The 20467-nt window shown below is 65.0% G+C and carries 16 protein-coding genes; 13 read left to right on the top strand and 3 right to left on the bottom strand.

Translation table 11 applies throughout. From position 1 onward, the window contains the following. Both JaAD80_RS24765 and JaAD80_RS24760 read left to right on the top strand, forming a co-directional pair. Positions 1–1554, top strand: a 1554-nt coding sequence (locus tag JaAD80_RS24765) for a WG repeat-containing protein (RefSeq protein ID WP_146012521.1), incomplete at its 5' end; no start/stop codon positions are given. A gap of 52 nt (positions 1555–1606) precedes the next feature. Continuing rightward, positions 1607–1921: a hypothetical protein gene (locus tag JaAD80_RS24760; protein WP_102298511.1), complete on the top strand. Its 315-nt coding sequence runs from the start codon at positions 1607–1609 to the stop codon at positions 1919–1921. Positions 1922–1927: 6 nt separating this feature from the next. Here the strand turns inward: JaAD80_RS24760 and JaAD80_RS24755 are convergent, their stop codons facing one another. Further along, positions 1928–3304 (bottom strand): YihY family inner membrane protein, encoded by a 1377-nt coding sequence (locus JaAD80_RS24755; RefSeq protein ID WP_102298509.1) that lies wholly within the window; start codon positions 3302–3304, stop codon positions 1928–1930. Between the two features lie 67 nt (positions 3305–3371). Between JaAD80_RS24755 and wrbA the strand changes: the two genes are divergently transcribed. The 9 genes from wrbA to JaAD80_RS24710 are packed head-to-tail and all read left to right on the top strand — an operon-like array spanning position 3372 to position 13606. Further along, the gene (gene wrbA, locus JaAD80_RS24750; RefSeq protein WP_102298508.1) at positions 3372–3980 is read left to right on the top strand and encodes an NAD(P)H:quinone oxidoreductase; all 609 of its coding nucleotides are present in this window, start codon (positions 3372–3374) and stop codon (positions 3978–3980) included. Then, positions 3980–4390, top strand: coding sequence for a DUF2069 domain-containing protein (locus JaAD80_RS24745; RefSeq protein WP_374755277.1), 411 nt, complete (start codon positions 3980–3982; stop codon positions 4388–4390). Before wrbA ends, JaAD80_RS24745 begins: the two co-directional genes overlap by 1 nt. A gap of 5 nt (positions 4391–4395) precedes the next feature. After that, on the top strand, positions 4396–5817 hold the full coding sequence (locus JaAD80_RS24740; RefSeq protein WP_374755276.1) for an FAD-binding oxidoreductase: 1422 nt from the start codon (positions 4396–4398) through the stop codon (positions 5815–5817). Then, positions 5814–6251 (top strand): DUF4124 domain-containing protein, encoded by a 438-nt coding sequence (locus tag JaAD80_RS24735; RefSeq protein WP_102298503.1) that lies wholly within the window; start codon positions 5814–5816, stop codon positions 6249–6251. The genes JaAD80_RS24740 and JaAD80_RS24735 overlap by 4 nt, the downstream gene beginning before the upstream one ends. Further along, on the top strand, positions 6239–8836 hold the full coding sequence (locus JaAD80_RS24730; protein WP_102298502.1) for an FtsX-like permease family protein: 2598 nt from the start codon (positions 6239–6241) through the stop codon (positions 8834–8836). The genes JaAD80_RS24735 and JaAD80_RS24730 overlap by 13 nt, the downstream gene beginning before the upstream one ends. Beyond that, entirely contained in the window at positions 8836–9912 is a 1077-nt protein-coding gene (locus JaAD80_RS24725) for a lipocalin-like domain-containing protein (protein WP_102298500.1), read from the top strand. Before JaAD80_RS24730 ends, JaAD80_RS24725 begins: the two co-directional genes overlap by 1 nt. 43 nt (positions 9913–9955) lie before the next feature. Continuing rightward, the gene (locus JaAD80_RS24720) at positions 9956–11818 is read left to right on the top strand and encodes an ABC transporter transmembrane domain-containing protein (RefSeq protein ID WP_102298498.1); all 1863 of its coding nucleotides are present in this window, start codon (positions 9956–9958) and stop codon (positions 11816–11818) included. A gap of 11 nt (positions 11819–11829) precedes the next feature. After that, on the top strand, positions 11830–12504 hold the full coding sequence (gene leuE, locus JaAD80_RS24715; protein WP_102298496.1) for a leucine efflux protein LeuE: 675 nt from the start codon (positions 11830–11832) through the stop codon (positions 12502–12504). A gap of 10 nt (positions 12505–12514) precedes the next feature. Further along, a complete protein-coding gene (locus tag JaAD80_RS24710; RefSeq protein WP_102298495.1) occupies positions 12515–13606 on the top strand; it encodes a low specificity L-threonine aldolase in 1092 nt (363 codons plus the stop codon). Positions 13607–13832: 226 nt separating this feature from the next. On the opposite strand, the gene JaAD80_RS24705 is transcribed toward JaAD80_RS24710, so the two are convergent. Next, positions 13833–15278 (bottom strand): OmpP1/FadL family transporter, encoded by a 1446-nt coding sequence (locus JaAD80_RS24705; protein WP_258003165.1) that lies wholly within the window; start codon positions 15276–15278, stop codon positions 13833–13835. A gap of 158 nt (positions 15279–15436) precedes the next feature. Next, positions 15437–18229 (bottom strand): EAL domain-containing protein, encoded by a 2793-nt coding sequence (locus JaAD80_RS24700; RefSeq protein ID WP_258003164.1) that lies wholly within the window; start codon positions 18227–18229, stop codon positions 15437–15439. Between the two features lie 156 nt (positions 18230–18385). Here JaAD80_RS24700 and JaAD80_RS24695 point away from each other — a divergent pair, with 156 nt between their 5' ends. Continuing rightward, complete coding sequence (locus JaAD80_RS24695) at positions 18386–19360, top strand: thymidylate synthase (protein ID WP_102298491.1); 975 nt, start codon at positions 18386–18388, stop codon at positions 19358–19360. After that, entirely contained in the window at positions 19360–20400 is a 1041-nt protein-coding gene (locus JaAD80_RS24690; protein ID WP_102298489.1) for an SMI1/KNR4 family protein, read from the top strand. The genes JaAD80_RS24695 and JaAD80_RS24690 overlap by 1 nt, the downstream gene beginning before the upstream one ends. Positions 20401–20467: the final 67 nt, after the last annotated feature.

Genomic DNA, 20467 nt, shown 5'->3' with positions numbered 1-20467 from the left:
GCGCTGGCGCCCCTGCTGGCCGCCGGCGCGGCATCGCCCGCCACCGGCTATTGGTCGGCCACGGCCGACGCCCAGCTGGCCGATGTCGAGGAACTGGGCACGGACGAACTGCCTTTCCTGCAAGGCCTGGAAGTGGTGGGATGGGAAGAAGACGCGCTGTGCTATGAAGTGAGCGCCGCCGGCGAACCGGACGTCACTGGCCTGGTCACGCCCTATGGCCGCTGGATCGTGCCCCTGTCGCAACGCTGTGTCGACCTGGGCGTTTACTACGCGGACGATGGCTGGATCACCTTCGCCAGGGCGGACGCTCCCGAGGCGCACGGCGTGCTGGACCTCAACGGCACGCTGGTGCTGCCGCCCGCCCCCGGCGCCCTGTACGTGATCAGCCCCCACCTGCTGCAGAAAATCGATCCGGACGGCGCCAGCCGCCTGCTGCGCCTGCCCGACGGCGCGCTGCTCATCGACAGGGTGGACAACATGTGCGAGCGCGAAGATGGCTTGATCGACATCGAGCGCCAGACAGACCAGACAGACGATGACGCCAAACGCAATGTGCACGGCGTGGTCGACAAGACGGGCAGGGTCGTGGTGCCGCTCGCCTACAGCTCCGTGCAGGATTTCGGCACGAAAAAGAAAATCGCCATCGTCAGCCAGCGCATCGCCGGGCGCTTCCTGTTTGGCCTGGTCAATCACCAGGGCGAGCTGCTGGCGCCGTGCCAGTACGAAGCCATCGACTGCGCCACCACCTCGTCGCCGCCAAAATTACGCAAGAACCTGATTTTCGCCATCGACGCGCAAGGCCTGGCCTGCATGCTGACCCTGGATGGAAAACAGGCATTCACGCCCCTGTATCGGCCCGCCCACCATTTGCGCGGCGTGGCCGTGCAAAGCGATTTTTTGTATGTGGTCAAGGACGGCATGGCCTGGAGCATGGATTTCACGGGCCGGCTGCTGGAACAGTTCGACACCGTGGAGAACTTCAAGGCGGCCATCACGGCCCAATTGAGCGAGACCATGGGGCTCAGCAAGAAAAAAACCGCCAGGCGCCGCAGCTTTACGCCCGCGCAAATCCTGGCCAAGGCCGACCGTGAACAATTGCGCAGCATGGCCGCCCTGGTCTTGCAAGGCGATGCGGACCTGGCCGCGCGCTGCGTGGACATCACGCTGGAAGAACTGGAAGAGGACGACCCGCAAGAGGAATATGAAGGCGACACCCCCGAGGCGGCCTGTTTCTTCCTGCTCTGGTCCACGGCCTCCCACACGCAGGGCCACGGTACCACCCTGGACTGGAAAGCCGTCGATGAAGTGCCGCGCATCGGCCAGCATATCGGGCTGCCCGCGCTGCAGGACTTCCGCTGGAAGGAACGCGAGGATGGCGACGCCATGGCCGAAGGACTGGCCGCCATCGCCGCCCACCTGGCACCGCACCAGCTGCGCCTGGTGAACCTGCACGGCGGCGAAGACACGTATTACCTGGGCGTGGTGCGGGCGCAGGATGCGGCCGCGTTCCAGGCGGTGGCGCAGCAGGCGGCCTTGCGGCCCGTGCTGCTGTGAGTTTTCAGCCCGGCGGCGGCCATCCGCCGCGCCACTTCACGACGAGGTAGCCATGCACGCGAAAAAATTCATCGATGATGTCGCCGCATCCAATGCGTCGCTGCTGGCCTTGTATGCGCTGGGACGGCAGGGGCAAACACGGCTTGGCGCCATGCTCGATGCGCTGGCGCTGGCCGACGGCCAGCGCGAGCAGGTTCTGGCCATGATCAGGCTGGCGATCGACGACACCACCTACCAGCTGGTATGCGGCATCGAAGGCAGCGCGTCGCTCGGCGACAGCCAGCAGGACTACACGCTGCTTGACGAGGATGGCAATACGCTGACGGGCGCGCTCGACAACCTGCTGTACGAGCGGCTCAACCCCTGACTATCCTCAGTTGCAGCGCACTTCCCCGAAATGCTGGGCCAGGCTCATGCCCAGGCCTTCTTCCACGGCGTTTTCCACCTGCGCCGCCAGGGCTGCCGCTTCCTCGGCGGCCTTGATGTCGCGCTCATTCGTCGAGCCGGCCGGGTAGCCGGAATTGACGCGCATGCCGCCGAAGACAAACAGGCGGTAAACATCTGCCAGGGTGATGCGGTTGACATTGCCCAGCAGGACCCAGTGGTCGGAACTGTCGGCCACGCGCTTGCCCCATTGCACGCGCACGGCGCCTTCCACGTTGACTCGTCCCACCCAGCCCTGCTGCACCATCTTGTCGAGCAGGGTTTCCATCTCTTCGAAGCCCAGGCGCGTGCTGCGGCGGATGTCGGCCGCACCCACCAGGGCCGAATCGGCGCAGTGGCAAGCCTGGTGCAGCACTTTCAGGATGGCCACGGCGTCGACGAATTCGCTGCCAGGCGCCGCCTCGTACCACCAGCGCTCGTATTTCACGACGGGCAAGGCGGCCACCAGCAAGGCACCCACCAGGGTGATCATCCAGCTCAGGTAAATCCACACGAGGAACAGCGGCAAGGCGGCCAGCGCGCCATAGATGCGCGAATATGTGGGGAATTCCTGGATGAACTCACCAAAGCCCCGCTTGGCCACTTCGAACGCCAGCGCCGCCAGCAAGCCACCCCAGGCCGCGTCGCGCCAGTCCACGTCGCGGTTCGGCACCGTGATGTACAGCAGGGTGAAGGCCAGCATGGTCAGGCCGATCGACACCAGGGTGTAGAACACCGTACCGAGGAAAGGCACGGCGCCCACCACGCCGCTGGTGGCGATGAAGACGCGCGAGGTCACCGTCAGCGACACGCCCACCAGCAGCGGTCCCAGGGTGACGATGGCCCAGTACACCAGCAGCCGCTTGGTCCAGCGGCGTTCCTGGCGCACGCGCCAGATGCGGTTGAAGACGCGCTCGATCAGGCTCATCATGCCTACCGAGGTGACGATCAGGGCGCCCGCGCCGATGGCCGACAAGCGCGTGGCCTTCGAGGCGAATGTCGTCAGGTAACCGAGGATGGTGTTCGAAATGCCCTTGGGCATCACGCTTTGCACGAAATAATCTTCCAGCGCGTGGCGGAAGGTATTGAATAGCGGGAAGGTGGTGAAGATCGCCAGCGCCAGTGTCAGCAGCGGCACCAGCGCGAAGACGGTGGCGAAGGTCAGGCTGCCCGCCACTTGCGGCAGGCTTTCCTCGCGCACGCGGCGGCGCGCAAATTGCAGAAGGTCGCGCGTTTCGGACCAGGTCAGGCCACGCACGATGTCGGCACCGATGTGCAGGGTACGCCACAGGTATTGGAAGAACGGCAGTATATATTTTAAAAACATGTTCGAAATCAGGACGGCGCCATGACAGCAGTCGTATCAGGCTGTAAAGCGCCCTATAATACCAACGATGAAGCCAACCAATCTGATTATTCTCGTATTGTTTTATTCACGCCATGGGGCCACGCGCCAGCTGGCCGAGCTGATTGCCCAGGGGGTGGAAAGCGTGCCTGGCTGCGATGCCCGCCTGCGCACCGTGCCCGCCGTCTCCACGGTGGCCGAGGCCACGGCGCCGGAAGTGCCGCCGGACGGTGCGCCCTACGTGGAACTCGACGACTTGCAGGAATGCGCTGGCCTGGCCCTGGGCTCGCCCACGCGCTTCGGCAATATGGCCGCTGCCATGAAATACTTCTGGGACGGCACGGCCAGCGACTGGCTGGCCGGCAGCCTGTCCGGCAAGCCCGCCTGCGTGTTCACGTCCACGGGCAGCCTGCACGGCGGCCAGGAATCGACCTTGCTGTCGATGATGATTCCCCTCTTCCACCATGGCATGCTGGTCATGGGCCTGCCCTACACGCACCCGGAACTGATGACGACGTCCACCGGCGGTTCGCCATACGGCGCCACGCACTGGTCGGGCATCGATGGCGACAAGGCCTTGAGCGAGGATGAAAAACGCCTGACGCTCGCCCTGGGCCGCCGCCTGGCGGAAAACGCCCTGAAACTGGCAGGCGCATGATGCACGGCGCGCTGCACAAATACCTGCACTGGGGCGCCATCGCCAGCCTGGCTACCCTGATCGCCTGGTGCCTGGCGTGGGAAACCATCGTTGCCCCGCTGCAGCCGGGCGGCTCATGGCTTGTTTTAAAGGCCGTGCCGCTGCTGATTCCCCTGTATGGCGTGATCAAGCGCGACGTCTACACCCTGCAATGGTCGTCGATGGTGATCCTGCTGTACTTCACGGAAGGCGTGGTGCGCGGCTACAGCGACACCAACCCGGTGTCGGCCATGATGGCCTGGGGCGAGGCGGCCATCGTCTGCCTGTATTTCATCTGCGCCGTGCTGTATCTGCGCCCGTATAAAAAGGCCGCCAAGCGCATGGCCAAAGAGCTGCTGGAAAAAGTGAATAAAGTGAGCCTCAAGAAATGAGCGACATGCCTGTGACTGACCAAACCGCCTTCCTCGCCGCCTGCCGCGACCTGCTGGGCGACGCCTACGTACTCACCCTTGACGCCGACAAGGCGCCCTTCCTCACCGACTGGCGCGACAGGTTTACGGGCAAGGCCCTGGCCGTGCTGCGTCCCGCCACGGTGGAGCAAGTGGCGGGTATTCTGCGCGCCTGCACGCAATGGCAGATCCCCGTCGTGCCGCAAGGCGGCAACACTGGTTTGGTGCTGGGCAGCATACCGGACGAAGCCGGCACGGCCATCGTGCTGTCGCTGGCGCGCCTGAACAGCATCCGCGCGCTCGATCCCGTCAACCGCACCATCACGGTGGACGCGGGCTGCATTTTGCAAACCATCCAGGAAGCGGCCAGCGCGGCCGGCTGCCTGTTCCCGCTGTCGCTGGCGGCCGAGGGCAGTTGCACCATCGGCGGCAATCTGGCCACCAACGCGGGCGGCACGGCCGTGCTGCGCTACGGCAATACGCGCGAACTGTGCCTGGGCCTGGAAGTGGTCACGCCGCAAGGCGAGATCTGGAGCGGCTTGCGCGGCCTGCGCAAGGATAATACGGGCTACGATTTGCGCGACCTGTACATCGGCGCGGAAGGCACCCTGGGCGTCATCACGGGCGCCGTCATGAAACTGTATCCGCAGCCGAAAGCCTGCATCACGGCGCTGGCCGCCATGCCCTCGCCGGCCCACGCCCTGCGTTTGCTGTCGCTGATGCAGGACCATTGCGGCGCCAGCCTGACGGGCTTTGAACTGATGTCGCAATACTGTCTGCAACTGGTGGCGCAGCAGTTCCCGCAACTGCCGCAGCCTTTCGCGCAGCAGCACGGCCAGTATGTGCTGCTCGAATTGTCCAGCAGCCAGTCCGAGGCGCATGCCGTGGAATTGCTGGAAGCGAGCATCGGCGCGGCGCTCGAAGACGAATTGGTCGCAGACGCCGTCGTCGCCAGTTCGGTGGCGCAGTCCGAAGGCCTGTGGCAGCTGCGCGAGCACATTCCGCTGGCGCAGGCGCAGGCGGGCAAGAACATCAAGCACGATATCTCGCTGCCGATTTCCCGCATTGCCGACTTCATCGCCATCACGGATGCGGCACTGGAAAGCGCCTTCCCCGGCTGCCAGCTGGTCTGCTTTGGCCACCTGGGCGACGGCAACCTGCATTACAACGTGGCGCCACCCGTAGGCATGACGGATGGCGATTTCCTGGCCAACCAGGACGCCATCAACCGCATCGTGCACGACCAGGTGCACGCCTTTGGCGGCTCCATCTCGGCCGAACACGGCATCGGCGCGCTGAAGAAGGCCGACCTGGCGCACTATAAATCGCCGCTGGAACTGCAACTGATGCGCGCTGTCAAACAGGCACTGGACCCGCAGAACATCATGAATCCGGGGAAGATACTGTGAAACTTTCATTCATCCTGCCGCTGCTGTGCGCCGGCGCTTTCAGCGCGACTGGCCATGCCGGCGCGCAGGACGTCTACAAATGCGTGAAGGATGGCCAGACCAGCTATAGCGCCACGCCGTGCGCGGGTGGCCAGCTGCAAATCCTCGAGGTGCCGGCGGCGCCGGCCGCCGCCGACAAGGGCGCGGCCACGCGCCAGGAGCGGGTCGCCAGCCAGATGGAAGCGGCGCGCAAGAAGCAGGAACAGCTGGAAGACCAGGCGCGTGAACGGGGCGCCAAACAGCAGGAAGCCCACGAGAAGCACTGCACCCAGCTGCGCCTGGAACAGAAATGGGCGGCGCAGGACGCCGTTGGTGCCGGTACCGCCAACCGCGATGCGGCCCAGCTCAAGGTGCGGCGCGCTGGCGAACGCCTGGCCGTCGAATGCCTGCATTGAGTGCCACGCCAGGCACCGCGGCGGGCCGGCGCCTGCTGTCGCGCTGGCTGCTGCTGGGCGAATGGCGCGCGCACCCCGTGCGCGCCGTCGTCGCCATCCTGGCCATCGCCGTCGGCGTATCGCTGGGCTTTGCCATCCACCTGATCAACGCAGCCGCCTTCAATGAATTTTCCACGGCCGTCAAAAGCCTGTCCGGCCAGGCCGACGTGCAGGTGGCCGGGCGCGAAGCGCTATTCGACGAAAACATCTACCCATGGCTGGCGCAGCGCGATGGCGTGGCCGTGGCCTCGCCCGTGCTGGAACTGCAGGCCGGCCTGCCCGGCGCAGCGACAAACGATGGTGGCGCCCTGCACGTGCTGGCGCTCGACGTCTTCCGCGCCGGCTTCATTTCGCCCGACCTGATCGGCGCCCCCGCCGATGGCCAGCCTTTCGACACCCTCGCCGACGACGCCATTTTCCTGTCACCCGCCGCCCTGCGCTGGCTCAAGCTGGCCGAGGGCGACAGCATCGCGCTGCAATCGGGCACGGGCGCGGTCAGCCTCCGCGTGGCCGGCTCGCTGCAGCGGGCGCGCGCCGGCCAGCGCATCGCCGTGATGGATCTCGGCGCGGCGCAATGGCGCTTCAACAAGCTGGGCAAGCTGTCGCGCATCGACTTGAAACTGCGCCAGGGCGTCAACCGCGACGCCTTCCAGGCGGACCTGGCGCGCGCGCTGGAAGCGCAGTACCCGGGCCGCTTCCGCGTGGGCCAGCCCAATGATGAAAACCAGAATAGCCGCAACAATAACCTGAGCCGCGCCTACCGGGTCAACCTGACGGTGCTGGCCCTGGTCGCCCTGTTTACGGGTGCTTTCCTGGTGTTTTCCACGCAGGCGCTGTCCGTCATCCGCCGCCGCAGCCAGTTCGCGCTGCTGCGCGTGCTGGGCATGGAACGGGGCGCCCTGCTGCGCCAGGTCCTGCTGGAAGGCAGCAGCCTCGGTGTGCTTGGCGCCGCGCTGGGCATCGCCGGCGGCTACGCGATGGCGGCCGTTGCCCTGCGCTTTTTTGGCGGCGACCTGGGCGCCGGCTATTTCTCGGGCGTGCAGCCGCAGGTGCAATTCACGCCCGTCGCCGCCCTGGTCTACTTTGCCCTGGGCCTGGGCGTGGCCTTGCTGGGCTGCGCCGCGCCCGCGCTGGAAGCGGCGCGCGCGGCGCCCGCCATCGCCCTGAAATCGGGCAGCGAGGAAGTCGTGACGACGCGCCTGGCCAAGACCTGGCCGGCGCTGGCGTGTTTGCTGCTGGCCGGCGCCGTGACCTTGCTGCCGCCCGTATTCGAGCTGCCCCTGTTCGGATATCTCTCCATCGCCCTGCTGCTGATCGGCGCCATCGCCCTGATGCCGCAGCTGGCCGCCGTGGTCTTTCGCTACCTGCAGCGCGCCTGGCTGCGCACGGACACCAGCGGCCACGCACCGGTGCGCAGCCTGACCCTGGCGCGCCTGGCGAATGCCTCCGGCCAGGCCGGCATCGCCCTCGGCGGCGTGCTGTCAAGCTTTAGCCTGATGGTGGCCATGGCCATCATGGTGTCGAGCTTCCGCGTCTCCGTCGACGACTGGCTGCTGCAGATTTTGCCGGCCGACCTGTATGCGCGCACGGTGTCGGGCGCGGGAACGGGGGGCCTGAACCCGCGCGAACAGGACGCCATCCTGGCCCTGCCTGGCGCGGCCAAGGTGGATTTCCAACGGGTGCGCAGCCTGTCGCTGGCGCCCGACCGCCCCAACGTGGTCTTGCTGGCGCGCCCCATCCTGCTGTCCGATCCGGGCAAGAGCATGGTGCTGGTGGGCGACTCCCTGCCCGTGCCGGCAGGCAGCCGGCCCGTGTGGCTGTCCGAGGCGGCGGCCGACCTGTACAACCACAAGCCCGGCGAACGCATCAACTTGCCGCTGGCCGGCGGCCTGCACGCCTTCTTTGTCGCCGGCATCTGGCGCGACTACGCGCGCTCTTCCGGCTCCATCCAGATGCCGCTGGACGACTACCGCGCCCTGACGGGCGACATGGATGTCAGCGATGCGGCCCTGTGGCTGGCCAAGGATGTCACGGGCGACGAGCTGCAACGGCGCCTGAAAGCGCTGCCATTCGGCGCCAGCCTGGAAGTGTCGAACCCTTCGGCCATCCGCGCCCTGAGCCTGCAGATCTTCGACCGCAGCTTCGCCGTCACGTATTTATTGGAAGCCATCGCCATCGTCATCGGCCTGTTCGGCGTGGCCGCCACCTTCTCGGCGCAGACCCTGGCGCGCGCGCGCGAATTCGGCATGCTGCGCCATGTGGGCGTGACGCGCGGCCAGATTTTATCCATCCTGGCGCTCGAAGGCGGCGCGCTGACGGCGCTGGGCATCGCCACCGGTTTTGTCCTGGGCCTGTTGATCAGCTTTGTGCTGGTCTTCATCGTCAATCCCCAGTCATTCCACTGGACCATGCAGCTGCACCTGCCCTGGCCCTTGATCGCCACCGTGGCGGGCGCCCTGCTGACGGCGGCGGCCCTCACGGCCCTGATCGCGGGCCGCCAGGCGCTGTCCGCAGGCCCCATCCGCGCCGTCAGGGAGGACTGGTAATGCGCCGTTTGACTTTCTTGCTGATGTTCTGCAGTGCCACCGCGCTGGCCGCGCGGCCCGCGTTCGCCCCCGTCACCCCGCTGCCGCCCGGCCAGAGCCTGCGCCTGCCGCACGACTTCGGCGCCCATCCCGCATACAAGACGGAATGGTGGTATGCCACGGGGTGGGTCAAGACCGCCGCTGGCGAGCAGCTGGGCTACCAGGTGACCTTCTTTCGCAGCGCCACGGCCACCGACGCGGACAACCCCAGCGCGTTCGCGCCCAAGCAGCTGATCATCGGCCACGCGGCCCTGTCGGACCCGAAAGTGGGCAAGCTGCTGCACGACGAGAAAAGCGCACGCGAGGGCTTCGGCCTGGCCTATGCCAAGGTGGGCGACACGGACGTGAAACTCGACGACTGGCGCATGCGGCGCCAGGCCGACGGCACGTATCAGGTCAGCCTGGCCGCCCGCGACTTCAATTTGCAGCTGACCCTCGCGCCCACCCAGCCCGTGCTGCTGCAGGGCCAGGGCGGCTATTCGCGCAAGGGTGCGCGGCCCGCGCAGGCCAGTTATTACTACAGCAAGCCGCAGCTGCGCACGACGGGCACGATCGCCCGCGCGGGCGGCAAGCCGGAAGCGGTGACGGGCGCCACCTGGCTCGATCACGAGTGGTCGAGCCAGGTGCTCGACGCGGACGCCAGCGGCTGGAACTGGATCGGCGCCAACCTCGATGACGGCGGCGCCCTGATGGCCTTCCAGATACGCAGCAAGACAGGTGCTAAACTATGGGCGCACGCGACATGGCGCGACGCGTCCGGTAAGATGACGCAGTTCGCGCCCGGCGACGTCGATTTCACGCCCACGCAGCTGTGGCGTTCGCCCCGCACGCAGGCCGAATACCCTGTCGCCACCGAGATCCGCACGGGCGGCACGCGCTGGCAGATCAAGCCTTTGCAGCCGGACCAGGAACTCGATTCGCGCAGGTCGACGGGCGCCGTGTACTGGGAAGGCGCCGTCACGGTGGAGCGCGACGGCCAGCCGGTGGGCCGCGCCTACCTGGAAATGACGGGCTACGTGCAGCCGATGAAGTTATAAGCGTTATCAGCACCATCGAATATGTAAATCAAAGCGGAAAACAATGACAACCAGCACAGAAACAGGCAGCACGAGTACAGCAACCGCCGCAAGCAGCACACCAACTCCCGATACCGGCAGCAGCCGCGAACTGAAAAAAGGCAGCCTGGCCGCCTTCAAGGGCTTGATGCCCTTTTTGACGCCATACCGCAAGCAGTTCTTCCTGGCCGGTATCGCGCTGGTGGTGGCCGCCGCTTCCACCCTGGCCATTCCCGCCGCCTTCAAGCAGATGATCGACCTGGGTTTCGGCGGCGCGGCCGGCTCGAAGAGCATCCAGCACGTGGACCTGGTCTTCCTGGCCCTGTTCGGCGTGGCCTCCATCCTGGCGCTGGCCACGGCGGCGCGCTTTTATACGGTATCGTGGCTGGGCGAACGCGTCACGGCCGACATCCGCAGCGCCGTGTACCGCCACGTCGTCACGCAAAGCCCGGAATTCTTTGAAACCACGCAGACGGGCGAAGTCCTGTCGCGCATCACCACCGACACGACCTTGATCCAGGCAGTGGTCGGCACCAGCATCTCCATGGCGCTGCGCAATGTGCTGCTGTTCCTGGGCGGTCTGGTGATGCTGTTCGTCACCAGCGCCAAGCTGGCCGGCATCATCATCGGCCTGTTGATCCTGGTGGTCGTGCCCATCATCGTCTTTGGCCGCCGTGTGCGCAAGCTGTCGCGCGACTCGCAGGACCGCATCGCCGACGCCTCGGCCATGGCCGGCGAAATCCTCAACGCCATGCCCACCGTGCAGGCATTTACACACGAGAAAATCGAATCGAAGCGCTTCGGCGACTCCGTCGAAGGCGCCTTCATGACGGCCATGCGCCGCATCCGCGCCCGCGCCCTGCTGACCATGATCGCCATCCTGCTGGTCTTCGGCACCATCGTCTTCGTGCTGTGGCTGGGCGCGCGCGCCGTGCTGGAAGGATCGATGACGGGCGGCGATTTAGGCCAGTTCATCCTGTACGCCTCCATCGTGGCCGGTGCCATCGGCGCCCTGTCCGAAGTGATGGGCGAAGCGCAGCGCGCCGCCGGCGCCACCGAGCGCCTGCTGGAGCTGATGGCCGTCAAGTCGGAAATCGAATCGCCTGCCACACCCCTGCCGCTGCCGGCACGCGCAGCAAATGGCGCCGCGCTGTCCTTGAACGACGTGGTGTTCTCGTACCCGTCGCGCCCGGACACCTATGCGCTCGACCACGTCAGCCTGGATATCCGCGCCGGTGAAACGGTGGCAGTCGTCGGCCCGTCCGGCGCCGGCAAGACCACCCTGTTCCAGCTGTTCCTGCGCTTCTATGACCCGCAAAGCGGCAGCATCCGCCTTGACGGCGTGGACATCAAGCAGCTCGACCTGCATACCCTGCGCGACGCCATCGGCATCGTGCCGCAAGATACCGTGATCTTCTCGGCCGACGCCATGGAAAACATCCGCTATGGCCGCGCCGGCGCCAACGATGAAGAAGTGATCGCGGCGGCAAAAATGGCGGCAGCCCACGAATTCATCGAGCGCCTGCCGAACGGCTACAAATCCTTCCTTGGCGAACGGGGCGTGCGCCTGTCCGGCGGCCAGCGCCAGCGCATCGCCATCGCCCGCGCGCTGCTGAAAAACCCGCCGCTGCTGCTGCTTGACGAAGCGACCAGCGCGCTGGACGCGGAATCGGAACGCCTGGTGCAAAAGGCGCTGGAAGCGGCCATGGTGGGCCGCACCACCGTCATCATCGCGCACCGCCTGGCGACAGTCCAGCGGGCCGACCGCATCGTCGTCATGGAAGACGGCAGGATCGTCGAGATGGGCACGCACGCATCGCTGGTGGCCCAGGGCGGCATCTATGCCAACCTGGCGGCACTGCAATTTCACAACGTACAAGTCAATTAAACAGAACCGCCATGAACGCTTTATTCCACGCCAACCTGGGCATCACCGATTTCTGGACCTTTTTACTGGGGACGATCTTTATCGTCATCCTGCCGGGCCCCAACTCCATGTATGTGCTGTCGGTGGCGGCGCAACGGGGCGTGCGCCCGGCCTACCAGGGCGCCTTCGGCATCTTCGCCGGTGACCTGATCCTGATGGTGCTGTCGGCCTGCGGCGTCGCCTCGCTGCTGAAAGCCAGCCCGGCCCTGTTCTATGTCGTGAAATATATCGGCGCGGCCTACCTGGGCTGGATCGGCCTGCAGATGCTGATCGGCTGCTGGCGCAAGCTGCGCACGCCCGCGCCGGCTGAAGGCGAAGCGGCGGCCACGCCGGCGGTCGTCAAGGAAAGCGATCCATTCCGCAAGGCGCTGATCATCAGCCTGATGAACCCGAAGGCGATCCTGTTCTTCATTTCCTTCTTCATCCAGTTCGTCGACCCGGCCTTCCCGAATCCCGTACTGTCCTTCATCGGCCTGGGCCTGATCTGCCAGGTGATCAGCTTTAGCTATCTGACCGCCATCATCTTTGTCGGCGCCCGCCTGGCCGACACTTTCCGCCGCCGTCGCCGCCTGTCGGCCGGCATGGGCGGCGGCGTGGGCGCCGTGTTCATCGGCTTCGGCGCGAAACTGGCTACCGCCACCCTGTAAGGAAAACACCTTGACCGAGCTCGAACTGCGCCAGCGCTGCCACACCGTCCTGCCGGGCCACCGCCAGCCCACCCCGGCGGCCACTTTCGCCGCCATGGCCGCCTGGTGCGAAGCCAACGACATCGCGCACGACACCTATGGCGACGGCGCGCTGATCGAACAGTTCGAGAACAAGATCGCCAGCCTGCTGGGTTTCGAGGCGGCCGTGTTCTGCATCACGGGCACCATGACGCAAGTGACGGCCCTGCGCCTGGCGTGCCAGGACCGCGGCTCGCCGCTGGTGGCGCTGCATCCGACGTCGCACATCCTGCGCCATGAACGGGGCAACCATGAATTGCTCGATCACTTCAAGGGGCTGATGCTGGGCGACCCGCACCGCCCGTGGACGGTGGACGACTTGCGCGCCGTGCCCGATGCGCTGGGTGCCGTGCAGGTCGAACTGCCGATGCGCGAAATCGGAGGCCAGTGCCCGTCGTGGGACGAATTGAACGACATCAAGCGGCACTGCCGCGACCACAACATCCACCTGCACATGGATGGCGCGCGCCTGTGGGAGGCGCAAGCGGGTTTTGGCCAGCCGCTGCCCGCCATCTGCGACGGCTTTGACTCCGTGTATGTGTCGCTGTACAAGGGTATCGGTGGTTTGGGCGGCGCCATGCTGGCCGGCAGCCGCACCTTTGTCGAACGGGCGCGCGAATGGTTCCGCCGCCAGGGCGGCAATATCGTCCACCGCACGCCCTACGTGGTGGCCGCCGCCATGCAGTTCGATGCGCGCATCGCCGCCATGCCGCGGTATTTCGCGCGCACGCAGTGGCTGTACGCGCTGCTGCGCGATTTTCCATCGATAGCCGTCAATCCCGCCGCCCCGCAGGCCAACATGCTGCACCTGCATTTGCCCGTCTCGCGCGAACGGGCCATCGCCATCCGCAACCAGGTGGCCGCCGACCACGGCATCTGGCTGTTCGGCCGCGCCAGCCACGCCGCCCTGCCCGGCCACAGCGTGGTGGAATGGTATGTGGGAGATAACTTGCTGGACATGCCGGACGACAGCGTGCGGCAGGCGTTGACCTTGCTGGACCAGGGCCTGCGCATCAAGGCCTGAGCGGCGTAGGTCGGCGTGGGTCGGCGTAGGTCGGCTTAGCGCGCAGCGCGTAAGCCGACAACACGACAGACACATCCGAAAACCCATAAAAGGCTGGGGTCAGTCCCTGCGGGATCGGAATGTCCGCCATTGGCGCACATTCCCCCAGCGGGTCTGACCCCGAAAAAAAAGCGCCCGAAGGCGCTTTTTTCATTTCATGGCGACCGGGTCGGCCGCCACTACCTGCTTAGAACTTGTAGTTGTAAGCGAGACCAATCAACTGCATGCGGGTCTTGAACAGGCCCTTGGTGGTTTCACCATTGCCGGTGCAGCCTTTGGTCACCGGCGAGCAGTTATTCGTGTAGTTGACCGAAGCGTCCTTGAAGTCGATATAGCTGTAGGCCAGATCCAGCGAGGAGTTCGCGTTCAGCTTCCAGTTCGCGCCAATCGAGTACTGCATGCGGTCGCTGTCCGGCAGGGCCGGGTGACGCAGCTCGGCGCTGCGCACTGGCGCCTGGTCGTGGGCGATACCGGCACGCAGCAACAGCGCTTCGCTGTACTTGTAGTTTGCGCCCAGCGAAACGCGGTAGGTGTCCTTCCAGTTCTGGCGGATGCGCTCAGCACCTTCGGCCGTTGGCGGGAACTGGATGTCCAGGTTTTCCAGGCGCGAGGTGCGGGTCCAGGTGACGTCGCCCATCAAGGCCCAGCGCTCATCCATCTGATGGAAGGCGTTGACCGACAGGGTTTCAGGCGTGCGCACTTCCACCAGCGCCTTCGAATTGACCTTGCCCGATGCGGCGGAAATGAAACCGTTGACGGCCGCATTGTTCGACACTTGCGAGAAGTCCCAGATCGTGTCGCCTTTCAGCTTGTGCGAAATCGACGAACGGTAGGAGATACCGAAACGCGTGCCTTCGTTCAGCTGGTACAGATAGCCCAGGTTGAAGCCGAAGCCCCAGTCATCGCCATCCATCGAGGCGTGGCCATCCTTGGCGCCCTGCAGCGCGGCACCGGCGGCTTGCGCGGCGGCCAGGCCCTGCGTCTTGGCGATATTCGCCAGGAAGGCTTGCGATGCGGCTGGCGCATGCTGGCCCAGGAAGGCAACCGTGCCAGGCACGTCGACGGCCTGGCCCAGTTCGGCCTTCATGTGTTCCGCGGTAACGCCGAAACCGAACGAGTGATGCTCGTTCAGCTTGAAGGAAACGGAAGGATTCAGGGCGATGGCTTCGAGCTTGATGTTGGTGATCGCATAGCGGCCGCTCCAGTCATTGCCGTAATCGAGCTTGGCGCCGTACGGCACGAACATGCCCATGCCGACGGTCCATTGATCATTGAGCTTCTTGCTCGCGTACAGGGCAGGCGCGAAGACGGCGTCCGGCGCGTAGTCCTTGGTCGTGCCGCCCGGATTGCGGCCGGTGAAAGTCTTCGAACCCGTGTCCTGGTAGGTCGAATGCGGCACCACCAGGGTACCGCCGCCGACGAACTGCGTGCCTTCCAGGCGCGACATGCCGGCCGGATTGTAGAAAATGGTCGATGCGTCGGCCGCTTCGGCGCCGTTCGCGTCGGCCGAACCCTGGCCGGAGACGCTTTGCGAACCGAAACGGTAACCCGATGCTTGTGCGGTGGAAGAAATGCCGGCGAATGCGGCGATGATCAGGAGGGGCAGATAGCTATGTTTCAAGTTCGGTTTCAAGTTCGTCTCTCTTTATATTAGTGTGTACTTCGGCATATTGTCTCGGGCGTCTCAACCTGACCCGTCCTGCACATTTCTTGCCGCCGTGAACTCCAATTCACGGACGGCATGAGCGAAGCATATAATATTTTTGAAAAAAAAGCGAACGATCGCTCTTTTTATGAAACGACGTTGTTTTCCGCGCTATGAACGTGGCTGTAGGGTGGCAGCACGGGGGCTGGAAGTGGTATTAAAAAACGCTTGCGCATCAGCGCCAGCATGTGTTCGGCCGGCACGGGACGCGAGATGAAATAGCCCTGCACCTCGTTGCATTGCAGGGCGCGCAGGATGTCGAGCTGCTCGCGCGTTTCCACCCCTTCGGCCACCACGCTCATGCCCAGCGCATGCGCCATCGACAAAATGGCGCGCACGAACACTTCGCCCTGCTCCGAGCGGCCCAGCTCCATGGTGAAGGCGCGGTCGATCTTCAAGCCATCCATGGCGAACTTCTGCAGCTGCGACAGCGACGAATATCCCGTGCCGAAATCGTCGACCAGCAGGCGCACGCCCAGCGCGCGGATGGCCGACAGCTGCTCCACGGCGCGGTTCTGTTCATCCATCATGGCCGATTCCGTGATTTCCACCTCGATCAGGCGCGCATCGATGCGGTGACGCGCCAGCGCGGACGCCAGCACCTGGTGCACGTCGCCGCGGCCGAACTGGCGCGCCGACACGTTGATGGACACGGGCACCAGTTCCTGGCCGGCCGCCTGCCAGTGCGCCATCTGCTGGCAGACCTTCTCGATGACCACTTCGCCCAGCTGCGAAATCAGGCCGCTGCTCTCGGCCACGGGAATGAATTCCAGCGGCGGCACCATGCCGTGCTGCGGATGGCGCCAGCGCACCAGCGCCTCCATGCTGCACAGCTGCCCGCTCATGGCATCGACGCGGGGCTGGTAGACGACGAGGAACTGGTCCTGCTCCAGCGCCGCCACCAGGCTTTGCTCCAGTTCGCGGCGGTTGCGGATGGTCTCGAACAGTTCGGGCTGGAAGAAGCGGTGGTGCCCCTTGCCCGCCACCTTCACGGCGTACATGGCGATATCGGCGTTCTTCAGCAGCACGTCCGTCTCGGCGCCATCGCGCGGATACAGGCTGATGCCGATCGATGCGCCCATCTTGTGGCGTTCGCTGCCCAGGTAAAACGGCTCGTCGAAGGCGATGGCGATGCGCTGCGCCACCTGCTCGGCGCGGCTGTCGTCTTCCACGGGGTCGAGCACGACGACGAATTCATCGCCGCCCAGGCGCACCACATGGTCGCCCGGCCGCAGCACGGCCTTCAGGCGCAAGGAGGCGGCGCGCAGCACTTTATCGCCTTCGGCGTGGCCCTGCGTATCGTTGATATCCTTGAAGCCATCGAGGTCGATGAACAGCAGCGCCAGCATGTGCCGCGCGATGGCGGCGCGGCCCAGCGCCCCGGGCAGGAATTGCTGCAGCCAGTAGCGGTTGGGCAAACCCGTCAAGCCGTCTTCATTGGCCACGCGGCGCAAGTCGCGCTCGTGCTCCTTGGCCGTGCTGATGTCTTGCAGGGTGACGGCCAGCCGGTCGCCGCTGCGCACCAGGCGCCGGCGTATCCAGCGCAGCTTGAACGGGTTGCCGTCCGGCAGCTCGATCTCTTCCTCGGAAAAGCCCGATACCATGGCGGCCCGGTAATTGTGTATGAGGTCGCGGAAATACGGTTCATGCGCGCGCGATTGCAGCCGCATGCCCAGCAGCTGCTCGCGGCGCACGCCAAAATAGCCGGCGCCCGGTTCGTTGCAGTCGACAATCTCGAAGTCGGCGATGGCGCCATCCTCGCCGCGCAGGGCCGTGATGATGAAAAAGCCGTCGCTCGTGCCTTCGGTGGCCATGCGGTAGGCGTTGCGCACGCCTTCGGACTGGTGGTGGCGCCAGGCCAGGCGCAGGGACAGCACGGTGGCGATCACCGTAAAGCCCAGCAGCAGCAAGGTCACGCCAAACGCGATGCCGATGTAGATGGTGCGCGTCTCCTGGTAGGGATGCAGCATTTCGCTGTCGGCCAGTCCCACCACGGCCGTAAACGGATAGGCTTTCAGCGCCTGCCAGCCCACATAGCGGTTTTGTTTGTCGGAAAACGCCACCCGGCCGCCCGACTCCATGGCGCCGCTGTCCGTTTCCAGGAAGCTCGTGTCGAGAAACGGCGTGGCGCTGCTGCCGTGCGCGGGCAGCACGCGGGCACCGAGGCGCGTGCTGAACAATTCACCCTCTTCGCCCACCATGGCGGACATGCCCAGCTTGCCAAAGTTCACACTGTCATAGAATTCGGAGAAATAGCTGGAATGGATGGAAATGAGCAGCACGCCGTCGAAATTGCCATCCTCGTCTTCCAGGCGGCGCGTGAAGTGCACGAGGCTCTCGTCGGCCCCTGGCGCTGCCGCCTCATCTGCCGGATTGACCCGCCCAAGCGCGATGCGCAAGGCGCTGGAATTGCTGCGCCAGTGGCGCAGCAGGAAATTGCTGCGCTCATTCGTACGCAGCCGCGTCAAGGGCGCCGTGGCCGTGACGGCATGCCCCTTGCGGTCGAGGATGGCAACGATGGCAAATTGCGGCAAGGCATACATGCCCTGCGTCTTCAGTTGGTCGAGGCGCAGATGGCCGCGCGAATTTTCCCATTCATACTTGAGCTGCAGGGTCAGCTGGTCCATCTGTTCCAGGGTGCGCAGCAGATACTGGCCATATGCCTTCGATTGCGAGGCCACGCTGTCGAGCGCCTGCTGCTGCGCCACCTTCTTTTCCGCCTCCAGCTGCAGCAAGGTGGCCGTCCACAGCACGGCGCACAGGGCCAGGCACAGCAGGGGCCAGGCCAGGATCAGGCGCAGGTTAGCCCTGAGAAAATCGGCCCTGCTCATTTCCACCACGGCGGCGTTATTATTATTTACAAATTGTCGCAAGAACATGGTGCCAGCATCTGCCATTTCTGTATTTCTTTAAGGACACACAAATTACCACAGAGTCATGATTGCATGTAAGGCAGCGGCGTAATTATGTCTGCGCGGCGCATCGGGCGTGTCGCGCCTGCGTTACAATCAGCGTCCTTACCGTTGGAGAAATACATGCAGCAATATCAAGATTTGATCAAGACCGTCCTCGAAACGGGTAGCTGGCAAGACAACCGCACGGGCATCCGCACCCTGAGCGTGCCGGGCGCCATGATGCGTTTCGACTTGGCAAATGGCAATTTCCCTGCCGTGACCACCAAGAAACTGGCTTTCAAATCCGTGATCGGCGAATTGTGCGCCTTCCTGCGCGCCTCGCGCAACGCGGCCGAGTTCCGCGCGCTGGGCTGCAAGGTGTGGGACCAGAACGCCAATGAAAACGCGCAGTGGCTGGCCAACCCCTACCGCGAGGGCGAGGATGACCTGGGCCCCGTGTATGGAGTGCAATGGCGCCAATGGCCCGCGTATAAACTGCTCGACGCCAGCCAGCCGGCGCAGATCGCCGACGCGCAAGCGAACGGTTTTACCCTGGTCGCGCCCATCGTCGAGGCCGGCGTGCAGAAAGTCCTGCTGTACAAGGCCGTCGACCAGTTGCGTGAATGCCTGGACACCATCATGACTAACCCGGGCAGCCGCCGCATCCTGTTCCACGGCTGGAACCCGGCCGTGCTCGATGCGGTCGCCCTGCCCGCCTGCCATCTGCTGTACCAGTTCATCCCCAACGCCAGCACGCGCGAAATCTCGCTGTGCCTGTATGTGCGCAGCAACGATATCGGCCTGGGCACGCCCTTCAATATCGCCGAAGGCGCGGCCCTGCTGCACCTGGTGGCGCGCCTGACCGGCTATACGCCGCGCTGGTTCACGTATTTCATCGGCGACGCGCACATCTATGAAAACCACCTGGAGATGGTGGAAGAACAATTGAAGCGCACGCCCTTCCCGGCGCCGAAGTTTGTCATTTCCGAGCGCGTGCCTGATTACGCCAAGACGGGCAAGTACGAGCCGGAATGGCTGGAAAAGATCGAACCGTCCGACTTCTCGCTGGAAGGCTATGAACATCACGCGCCCATCAAGGCGGCAATGGCAGTCTGATGGCGGTCACTGCACTGGCGGCCCTGCACCGCAAACTGTTTGACGAAACGGATGGCAACAAGTTCGCGCGGCTGAAAGACCGGCTGCTGAACAAGCATGGGGTGGACGAGCGGCAGGCCGTGCTCGACATCCTCGTCGGCTACGCCAAAGAAGGCCAGTTGCTGCACTGGCGCAACTTCCTCATGACGGACATCATCGCGCTGGCCGAACCCGGCGAGTGCGGCGACTTCTTCACCGCCTGCCTGGACGTGCCCGAACTCAGCTACTGGGCCGTCGATGGCATGCTCAAGAGCATGGGCAAGGCCGCGTATGGCCCGCTGGTGGCGCTGGCCGCCAAGCCAGAAGCAAAGTTGAGCGCGCGCGCCAAGGCCGTCAAGAGCCTGGCCGTCTTCAGCGGCCAGCCCTTCGACCGGGGCTTGATGCTTGATCCCGGCCACTGGAAGGTGGAGCAGCTGCGCCTGGCCGAGGTGCTGGCCTGGCAGGCGGATGGCTACCCCGCTGGCCAAGGCTTCGCTGCCCCGGCCACGCATGCCTCGCTGGCGGCACCGCACTCGCCGCTGGAAAAAGCCGCCGCGCGGCTGGAAAAGAAACTGGCGGCCAGGCGCCGGCGCGAGCAGGACCTGGCGCAGCCGTCGAACTGGCTGGCCATCGCCGACCCGGCCGACCTGCGGCAGATCGCTGCCCACTGGACCTTGCCGGAGCACTATCAGCGCTTTCTGGCCTGCTACTCGCCGCTGCGCGTGAGCATCGACGGGGAAGATTATTTCCAGGGTCTGAACCTGTATGGCGCGGCGGAACTCGTCAAGCGGCAGCACGGCTATGCATGGAACCCTGTCACGCAGGAAAGCATTGCCGGCTGGCCGGAACACTACCTGGTGATCGCCGATGCGGGCGCCGATCCGTATTGCCTCGACCTGGGCGCCATCACCGATGGCGACGCCCCCGTCTACACGGCCGAACACGGCGCCGGCGCCTGGCATTTCGAACGCCATGCGGACAGCTTTGTCGCCTTCCTCACGGAAATCGCCGCCGCTGCCTAGCCCGGCCTGGCGTACTTAACCCGGTCCCTCGCCCCCACCGGGGCCGGGACCGCCAGGGCCGCCGGGA

This window comes from Janthinobacterium sp. AD80 (assembly GCF_002878455.1).
Lineage (GTDB): Bacteria > Pseudomonadota > Gammaproteobacteria > Burkholderiales > Burkholderiaceae_D > Janthinobacterium.
Note: the sequence above shows the minus strand (reverse complement) of the source record. Positions and strands in the feature narration are given on the sequence as shown.